The sequence below is a fragment of the Streptomyces malaysiensis subsp. samsunensis genome, assembly GCF_024519315.1.
Taxonomy (GTDB): Bacteria; Actinomycetota; Actinomycetes; order Streptomycetales; family Streptomycetaceae; genus Streptomyces; species Streptomyces malaysiensis.
The window spans coordinates 1-1,393 of sequence record NZ_JANIIC010000210.1; the positions used below are offsets into that span (position 1 = coordinate 1).

General features: G+C 69.8%; 1 protein-coding gene. It reads left to right on the plus strand.

The window, feature by feature from the left end; all coding sequences use genetic code 11:
• The first annotated feature begins 65 nt into the window (after positions 1–65).
• Positions 66–1,328 (plus strand): IS701 family transposase, encoded by a 1,263-nt coding sequence (locus NQU54_RS48505; RefSeq protein WP_372506440.1) that lies wholly within the window; start codon positions 66–68, stop codon positions 1,326–1,328.
• Positions 1,329–1,393: the final 65 nt, after the last annotated feature.

Here is a 1,393-nt window from a genome sequence, read left to right on the forward strand (position 1 = left end):
CTAGTAGGGCTTTGTTAGGTGGCCTCGGTGGTTCTCTCAGACTACGGTGTGATGTCCTGTCGGGTGTGACACCTGAGGAGATGGACGTGGTGCGCCCGCGTCTGCAGGCGTTCGCTGCGGAGATGCTCGGCTCGCTCAAGCGCCGGGATCAGCGGGCCAAGGGCGAGTTGTACCTGCGTGGGCTGATGCTGGACGGCAAGCGCAAGTCGATGCAGCCGATGGCCGAGCGCCTGGGCGTGGACCACCAGCAGCTCCAGCAGTTCGTGTCCTCCTCGACCTGGGACTACACCGAGGTCCGCCGCCGGGTGGCCCGCTGGGCCGCGGCGCATATCGCTCCGGAGGCGTACGCGATCGACGACGTGGGCTTTCCCAAGGACGGGTACGACTCGCCGGGGGTGGCCCGGATGTACTGCGGCGCGCTGGGCAAACGCGGCAACTGCCAGATCGCCGTCAGCGTCAACCTGGTCAGCGACACAGCGTCCTCGGCGGTGGACTGGCGCCTGTTCGTGCCCGAGAACTGGGACGACGCCAAGAACAGTGATGACGAGCTGCTTGCCGGGGCGATCCGGCGGCGCCGGGCGAGAGCCGGTATCCCCGACCAGGTGCGGCACCGGGAGAGGTGGCGCCTGGCCCTGGACATGCTCGACGAAGTCCGCGAGGAGTGGGAACTGCCCGACCTGCCGGTGGTCGCCGACGCCGGCTACGGGGACGCCACCGGCTTCCGCCAGGGCCTGACCGAACGCGGCCTGGTCTACGCGGTCGCGGTCAAGGGCAGCACCACCTGCCACCCGGGCGACGCCGTTCCCCAGCGTCCGGCCTACAGCGGTCAGGGCCGCCCACCCGGCGCCGCCTACCAGCAGCCGCACACCACCTTGCGGGCACTGGCCCTGGCCGCCGGACACCGGTCAGCCCGGACCGTCACCTGGCGCCACGGCACCAAGACGACCAAGAACAACCCCCACGCCGCCATGCGCTCACGCTTCATCGCCCTGCGCGTGCGCCCGGCCAACCGCACCATCCGCCGCGCCGCCGACGGCTCCCTGCCCGACTGCTGGCTGCTCGCCCAATGGCCACCCCACACGGCCGAACCCACCGACTACTGGCTGTCCACACTGCCTGCCGACACACCGCTGCGCGAACTGGTCCGCATAGCGAAGATCCGCTGGAGAGTCGAACACGACTACCGCGAACTCAAAGACGGCCTCGGCCTGGACCACTTCGAAGGCCGCAGCTACCTCGGCTGGCACCGGCACGCGACCCTCGCCTCCCTCGCCCAGGCCTTCTGCACCCTGCTACGCCTCGACCCAAAAGTCCCTGCGCCGGCCTGACCCTCTACGCGGTCCTCCGCGCGTTACAGAAGATCCTGGCCACCTGGACCGGCGCCTGCTCGATA